This window comes from Lentilactobacillus hilgardii DSM 20176 = ATCC 8290 (assembly GCF_000159315.1).
In the GTDB taxonomy this organism is placed as follows: Bacteria; Bacillota; Bacilli; order Lactobacillales; family Lactobacillaceae; genus Lentilactobacillus; species Lentilactobacillus hilgardii.
Genome location: NZ_GG669993.1, coordinates 451,784 through 459,258, shown reverse-complemented (window position 1 = coordinate 459,258; position 7,475 = coordinate 451,784). Strand labels below are relative to the sequence as shown.

General features: G+C 40.5%; 7 protein-coding genes. 6 read left to right on the top strand and 1 reads right to left on the bottom strand.

Annotated features, from left to right (window positions below):
• Positions 1-50 precede the first annotated feature (50 nt).
• The gene (locus HMPREF0519_RS06250; protein WP_003560656.1) at positions 51-368 is read right to left on the bottom strand and encodes a hypothetical protein; all 318 of its coding nucleotides are present in this window, start codon (positions 366-368) and stop codon (positions 51-53) included.
• Between the two features lie 174 nt (positions 369-542).
• Here HMPREF0519_RS06250 and gmk point away from each other — a divergent pair, with 174 nt between their 5' ends.
• The 6 genes from gmk to rsmB are packed head-to-tail and all read left to right on the top strand — an operon-like array spanning position 543 to position 7,473.
• Positions 543-1,157 carry a guanylate kinase gene (gene gmk, locus HMPREF0519_RS06245; RefSeq protein ID WP_003554241.1) on the top strand — a complete coding sequence of 205 codons (615 nt, stop codon included), beginning with the start codon at positions 543-545 and terminating at the stop codon, positions 1,155-1,157.
• A 2-nt stretch (positions 1,158-1,159) separates the two neighbouring features.
• Complete coding sequence (gene rpoZ / locus HMPREF0519_RS06240) at positions 1,160-1,372, top strand: DNA-directed RNA polymerase subunit omega (protein WP_003560653.1); 213 nt, start codon at positions 1,160-1,162, stop codon at positions 1,370-1,372.
• 24 nt (positions 1,373-1,396) lie between these two features.
• On the top strand, positions 1,397-2,746 hold the full coding sequence (gene coaBC / locus HMPREF0519_RS06235; protein WP_004561593.1) for a bifunctional phosphopantothenoylcysteine decarboxylase/phosphopantothenate--cysteine ligase CoaBC: 1,350 nt from the start codon (positions 1,397-1,399) through the stop codon (positions 2,744-2,746).
• Between the two features lie 23 nt (positions 2,747-2,769).
• Positions 2,770-5,166: a primosomal protein N' gene (gene priA, locus HMPREF0519_RS06230; protein ID WP_004561592.1), complete on the top strand. Its 2,397-nt coding sequence runs from the start codon at positions 2,770-2,772 to the stop codon at positions 5,164-5,166.
• Between the two features lie 27 nt (positions 5,167-5,193).
• A complete protein-coding gene (fmt, locus tag HMPREF0519_RS06225) occupies positions 5,194-6,138 on the top strand; it encodes a methionyl-tRNA formyltransferase (protein ID WP_040472730.1) in 945 nt (314 codons plus the stop codon).
• Positions 6,139-7,473, top strand: coding sequence for a 16S rRNA (cytosine(967)-C(5))-methyltransferase RsmB (rsmB, locus tag HMPREF0519_RS06220; RefSeq protein ID WP_004561590.1), 1,335 nt, complete (start codon positions 6,139-6,141; stop codon positions 7,471-7,473).
• Positions 7,474-7,475 lie beyond the last annotated feature (2 nt).

The following is a 7,475-nucleotide window of genomic DNA, read 5'->3' as shown; positions in this document are numbered from 1 at the left end:
GATTTGCACTTTTTGAAACATTTTAACGTGGATAAATATATTTACTGCTATTATTTTATCTTTTGAATGGATCGAATTTCTAAAATATTTACAATTCGGGTCATGTTATGCTGTTGGTTTGCTAATAGGTATCTTTCATTAGATAATTTTGTGAGTTTTCCACTCATTTCCGGTGATTGATTATTAAATTGGATTTTTATTGGAAAACCAGCTTTTAGTGTTTGGCTAAGAAAAAGTTGGATTTGAAATTCCGGCATCTGAGGAAGATCGTTGTAGATCGGCTTTGTGGAATCGATTGCGAAAAAGCGGCGATAGTTGTTTTTAACCGTGTCTCGAATTTCTGCTAAATATGATTGATTACTTTGCATGTTATTTCACTCCGAACATTTGTTTGTGACTTTATTATACGAACGGCAGTTCGAAATATCAACCCCTAATATTAAAATTTTTATGATTTATTGCGAAACAGATGTTAGACTTGTAAAAATCTTAAAAATGAACGATAATGGTTGTTACTACAAATATTTGAAGGGATTTTGACGATGGCAAAAAGAGGAATGTTAATTGTTTTATCCGGTCCTTCCGGCGTTGGTAAGGGAACTGTCAGAAAAGCACTTTTTGAGGAACCGGATGTTGACTTTGAGTACTCAACGTCAATGACGACCAGAAAACCTCGTCCTGGTGAGAAAAACGGTGTTGACTATTATTTTGTTTCAAAGGAGCAGTTTGAACAGAATATTCAAAACGGTGAAATGCTTGAATACGCGAAATACGTTGACAATTATTATGGTACCCCATTAAAATATGTCAATGAGACTTTGAATTCTGGTAAGGATGTTTTCCTTGAAATTGAAGTAAATGGTGCGATGCAAGTTCGTGCAAATTGTCCGGATGCTGTATTCGTATTTTTGACGCCGCCCGACTTAATGGCGTTAAAGCATCGTTTAATTGGTCGTGGAACCGACAAAATGGATGTTATTAACAAGCGTATCAAAAAAGCCGTTGGTGAAATTAGTATGATGCGAAATTATGATTACGCAGTTCTAAATGACAAAGTGCCATTAGCCGTTGATCGGATTAAATCAATTATCAGAAGTGAACGATTAAAGGTTGCCAGAGTGATGCCCGATTATGAATCAATGTTAGGAGACGATTAATAATGTTACTTTATCCATCTGTTGATAAATTACTTGATAAAATTGATTCCAGATATTCATTAATTATGCTTGCAAGTAAGCGAGCACATGAATTGGATGCTGGAGCAAAACCATTGTTGGACAGTTATAAGTCCAGAAAATCGGTTGGTAAGGCTTTTGAAGAGATTGCTGCCGGTGTTTTGAAAATTGATCCCAAGAATCGTGATTTTAACTAATTAAATGAGTATGATGTCAATTAAGTGGCCGGAACAAGCAGATCGTTGTTCCAGGCCATTTTTTTGGGAATAATTAAAAGTCATAAAAGCATTTGGCTTTTGCTAATGCATACATCCTTGTTACAATTAAGTGTGAATTTAAAAATGGTGGTGACTGATTTGTTTCAAAATAAACGCGTTTCGCTGTATGTAACCGGTAGTATTGCTGTCTATAAATCTTTAATTCTGACTCGATTGTTAGTGAAGAATCATAACGATGTGCATGTTGTCATGACAGAGTCGGCTCAACGATTTGTCAGCCCGCTGACTTTTCAGAGTCTAAGCAAGAATCGGGTTGTCAAAGACGATTTTTCAACAGACGATCCTAAAACAATTCCCCATGTTGCGATTGCCGATCAGTCAGATTTAGCAATTGTTGCACCTGCAACGGCCGATACAATTGCCAAGATGTCTAACGGCATTGCGGATAATGTGGTTAATGCGGCGCTACTTGCAACCACCGCGCCGATTTATGTTGTACCAGCGATGAACGTCCATATGCTGGACAATTTTGCAACCCAAACAAATCTGCAGACATTGACTAGCGCCGGTATCAACGTGATGGACACTGCCGAAGGCTTTTTGGCGGAAGGTTATTCCGGTAAGGGGCGATTTCCCGAGCCCGAAGAAATATTAGATTGGGTGGATCAACACTTTAATTCGGGATCAAAGGAACTCGAGGGTAAACGAATTGTCATTACGGCCGGTGGAACGCGCGAGCCTTTGGACCCGGTTCGTTATTTGACAAATCATTCATCTGGAAAGATGGGATTTGCAATTGCAAAGGCAGCGCAGCTGGCTGGCGCCGAGGTGACTTTAATTACTGCAAATACAACGTTACCAAAGCCTGAAAGCGTAAAGGTCCTGCCAGTAGAAACCGCACGAGATTTATTGCAAACTGTTCAGAAGCAGTTTGTGGATGCGGATGTTTTAATAATGGCAGCGGCAGTTGCTGATTTTCGCCCAGCAACTGTTTCAGATAGAAAAATCAAAAAAAACGATCACAATGAGACGATGACTTTAGACTTGGTCAGAAATCCGGATATTCTAAAAGAAGTTGCGACAACTAAGAAAGCCTCACAGATTGTGATTGGTTTTGCTGCCGAAACAAATGATTTGATAACGAATGCCGAAAAAAAGATCAAGGCAAAACATCTTGATCTCATTGTCGCTAATGATGTTTCCCAAAAGGGGATTGGATTTAGTGCAGACAATAATCAAGTCACTTTCCTGTTTGCCAACGGAGATCAACAAAAAACATCAGTTGAGAGCAAACAAAAAGTAGCCCAGCAACTCATTCACATCTTAAGTCATCGTTTAATAAGCCGACAATGATTTACAAAGGGGGTGACTAATTCTTGCAGGTTGCACAAATTATTGTAGATGTGCCAACACGTCAAACAAATAATCCATATAGCTATTTAATTCCTGAAAACCTTGAAGAACAGATTCAACCCGGCATGCGGGTACAAGTTCCCTTCGGCCGCAGAAGAGTCACTGGTTTTGTGATTGGCCTTTCAGATAAAACATCCTTTGATGGCAAGCTTAAAAAAATCAGTTCACTCGTTGATCTTTCGCCGGTTATTACACCGGAATTGTTAAAATTGTCCGAGTGGATGGCAGATAAAACCTTTTCCTTTAAAATTAGTTGTTTGCAGACAATGTTACCCGGTGGTATGCGGACAAAATTTAAAAAGAAGTTATTAGCGACTGATCAAATACGGGATACCTACCCGGCTATTTTTCATGGTCAAAACGAAATTGACTATGATCGGCAAAAGTTTAATAACAAGACAATTGCAGAAATTTTGGCACTCCGAAAATCAAATCAGATTAAAGTTCATTATGAATTATCCAGTCATGCAAAACCGATATTGTCTAGAGCCTATAAAAGTAAGCTTAATCAACAGCAAATCGATCATGTGCTGATAGATGTTCAGAAACGTGCGGTTGGTCAACGCCGATTACTTAAGATGCTGTATGAACAACCGTCTCAAACGTTCCTTCAATCCAAGCTTTTGCACGAGGGTGTCGGTAGACAGGTACTTGATACAGCTGTTAAGCAGGGATGGGTAACCGAAACTCAGGTTAGAAGAATTCGAAATCCATTTTTGCAGCCCGTGTCAAGGAGTTATCCGCTTGACCTGAATGAAGATCAGCAAACTGCCGTCAATCGGATTAATAATGCAATTGGAAAACAAACGGACACGACTTTCCTGCTCGAAGGGGTGACCGGTTCCGGGAAGACGGAAGTCTATTTACAGGCGATGGCCCATGCACTGAGTATTGGTAAGACGGCGCTTATGCTGGTTCCAGAGATTACGTTGACCCCCCAGATTGTTGGCAGAATTCGAAGTAGGTTTGGGGACCAAGTGGCGATGCTTCACAGCGCAATGTCAAGTGGGGAACGGTACGACGAATGGCAACGGATTAATAGCGGTCAGGCAAAAGTTGTTGTTGGTGTTCGTTCGGCAATCTTCGCGCCTTTGAAGAATATTGGTTTAATTATTATGGATGAAGAACATGATAGTAGTTATAAGCAATCCGATACGCCGCGTTACCAGACCAGAGACGTGGCTAAATGGCGGGCAGTGTACAATCATTGCCCTGTTGTATTGGGAAGTGCAACGCCATCGTTGGAATCCCGTGCGCGAGCAATGAAGGGGGTCTATCAGCTGATCATGTTGCCTCATCGTTTCAACAACCATGCACTGCCCCACGTTTCGATTGTTGATATGAAAGATGAAATGGCTCATAATCGACATATTTTGTCCAAACGACTTTCAAACTTGATTACCGATCGGCTGGAAAAGCATGAGCAAATTATTCTGTTACTGAATCGCAGGGGTTACTCCTCTTTTATTATGTGCAGGGATTGCGGTTATGTTCCTCAATGCCCAAACTGTGACATCTCTTTAACCATGCATAAAGATACGCATACACTAAACTGCCATTTATGTGGTCATAAGGAACCGATCCCAACGGTTTGCCCCAAATGCCACAGTAAGCGTATTCGGCATTACGGGATTGGCAGCCAGCAGCTTGAAGAACAGGTTAAGGATCTATTTCCAACTGCCCGTGTTTTGAGAATGGATGTTGATACAACCCGGAAAAAGGGGTCTCATGAGGCAATCATCAATAAATTCGGTGCTCACAAAGCCGATATTTTATTAGGAACTCAAATGATTGCAAAGGGGCTTGATTTCCCGGAAGTGACACTTGTTGGGGTTTTAAATGCTGATTCAGCGCTTCAGTTTCCTGATTTTCGATCCAGTGAGCGAACATTTCAACTATTAACGCAAGTTTCCGGACGCTCCGGACGTGCTGATAAGCAGGGAGAAGTTGTGATACAAACATTTAACCCCGATCATTACGCTATTCAGTTGGCTAAAACACAGGATTACGAAAAGTTTTATCATACTGAAATGCGGATTCGTCATCTTGGCAAGTATCCGCCTTATTATTTCACCATCAAAATTACCGGCAGCTCACCATCTGAAAAACAGACGGCATATGAAATGCACCAAATTGCCGGTTTCCTGCGCCGGTATTTAACGAATAAGGCGATTGTATTGGGACCAACTCCTAAAACAATTACCAGGGTTAATAATCGTTATTTTTATCAAATCATTATTAAATATCGTCAGGAGCCGAAACTTAAAGCTGCACTTGATGACGTTTTAGTTAAGTCTCAAACAAAGCAGCAAGGAGGATTATTAATCTCAATTGATAATGAACCGCTCGACTTTATGTAACTTTAGAATGGAAAGGAAACGATAGTGTTGACAACAGTTGTGTTTATGGGAACTCCAAGTTTTGGCGTTCCGGTTTTGAAAGGATTGGTAGATCAGGGCTACCAAGTATTGGCAGCAGTTACGCAACCTGATCGACCAGTCGGCAGGAAACATCAGATTCAAAAATCTCCAGTTAAACAGCAGGCTGAAGCATTGAACATTCCGGTTCTCCAACCGGAAAAAATCAGTGGCAGTGACGAGATGCAACAATTAATTGAGATGCATCCCGACCTTATTGTCACTGCCGCATTTGGCCAGTTCTTACCAACCAAATTACTCAATGCTGTTAAAATTGCAGCTGTGAATGTTCACGGTTCTTTACTACCGAAATATCGTGGCGGTGCACCCATCCAGTATGCTATTTTAAATGGTGATAAGGAAACCGGGATCAGTATTATTTATATGGTGAAAAAAATGGATGCGGGTGACATTCTTGCGCAACAGGCGATTCCAATTAATAATACGGATGATACGGCTTCAATGTTTGCTAAATTGAGCCTTGTCGGCAGGGACCTGCTTTTAAAGACGCTGCCTAAAGTTATTTCCGGTGAGATAACCCCAATTAAACAGGATCCAGAAAAGGTCATTTTTTCGCCGACAATTAAGCCTGAAGAAGAGAAATTGGATTTTTTTAAATCAGCTTTTTTGGTAGATGCAAAGGTTCGGGCACTTCGACCGGATCCAACAGCGTATACGACTTTGAATGGTAAACGAACTAAGATTTGGAAATCAGCAGTAGTTGATGGGCAGACCCCCCGTAAACCAGGAGTGATTGTTGAGAAAACGAAGCATCAATTACAAATTGCTGCCGGTGGGGGTTCAATCTTGGAAATTTTGGAGCTTCAACCTGCTGGTAAACCAAGACAAGCGATTACAGATTATTTAAACGGAGCAGGGCAGGCCTTAAAAGTTGGCCAAAAGGTGATTAACTAAATGAAATATCAAACGAACAATCCACGGGAACTAGCTGTCAGAACACTATTGCGTACCAGTGGTGGTTCTTATTCAAATTTACAGATTAACGCGGTTATTGAATCAACGTCAATGAGTGATGTAGACAAAGCGCTTTTTACGAATATTGTTTATGGCGTGATTCAACATCGAATGACACTGGAATATCAATTGGTGCCATTTTTGAAAGATTCGGAAAAAACAGAAGACTGGGTGAAAGAACTTTTATATACAGCGATGTATCAGCTCGAATATTTGGACCGTGTTCCTAAACGCGCAATTTTTGACGAATCGATTAAAATTGCAAAGTCAATGGGACATGATGGCACACGGCGTTTTGTAACCGGTATTCTTCACCAGATGGATCGTAAGGGTGTCAGGGAACCTGACAAAATTAAAGATCCAGTCAAAAAGATTTCGATTAAATATAGCGTTCCTGAGTGGTTGGTATCGCTTATTGAAGGCCAATTGGGCAAGCAAAAGGCGGATCAAGTTTTTAAATCATTGAATCAAACGCCTAAACAATCCGTTCGGTTTAATAAAGCAAAAACAACCAAATCAAAATTGACTGATCAACTTACGCAGGCTGGATTTCAAACGGAAGATAGCCTTGTTGCCGGTGAAGGCATTATTGTTGATAAAGGGCAAGTGGTTCATAGTGCATTCTTTGAAAATGGTTTATTAACTATTCAGGATGAGAGTGCTATGCTGCCGGTTGAGTCAATGTCGATTCAGCCTGATGATTTGATTCTTGATGCTTGTAGCGCACCCGGTGGAAAAACGACTCAAATTGCAGCTAATTTAAAAAATGGGCGCGTCATTGCACTGGATATTCACCAAAATAAATTGAAAAATGTGATTAGAAATGCTAAACGACTTGGAGTAGATGGTGTGGTTGAAACCCAGGCGTTGGATGCCCGAAAAGTTGATGAGAAGTTTTCTGATGAAATGTTTGATCATATTTTAGTTGATGCACCATGCTCCGGATTTGGCTTGATGCGTAGAAAGCCGGAAATCAGGTATGATAAGACGTTAGCTGATATCAATCATTTATCACAAATTCAGCTGCAAATTCTTGAAGCCGTTGCACCGAAAGTAAAAACTGGTGGTACTATTACATATAGTACCTGTACAATCGTTCAACAAGAAAATCAAGAAGTGATTAAGCAGTTTCTTGATGCACATCCTGATTTTCAAATCGAACCAACCAAGACTGACCTGAATCTGACAACTGATGAAAACGGGATGATTAATATTTACCCCGATGATTTTGGCTCGGATGGATTCTTTGTCTGCTCTTTGGTTAGGAAATCGTAACG

Excerpts from the sequence above, each read along its gene's own strand:
- rsmB (WP_004561590.1), top strand. The coding sequence starts at position 6,139 with ATGAAATATCAAACGAACAATCCACGGGAACTAGCTGTCAGAACACTA.
- rpoZ (WP_003560653.1), top strand. The coding sequence starts at position 1,160 with ATGTTACTTTATCCATCTGTTGATAAATTACTTGATAAAATTGATTCC.
- HMPREF0519_RS06250 (WP_003560656.1), bottom strand. The coding sequence starts at position 368 with ATGCAAAGTAATCAATCATATTTAGCAGAAATTCGAGACACGGTTAAA.
- gmk (WP_003554241.1), top strand. The coding sequence starts at position 543 with ATGGCAAAAAGAGGAATGTTAATTGTTTTATCCGGTCCTTCCGGCGTT.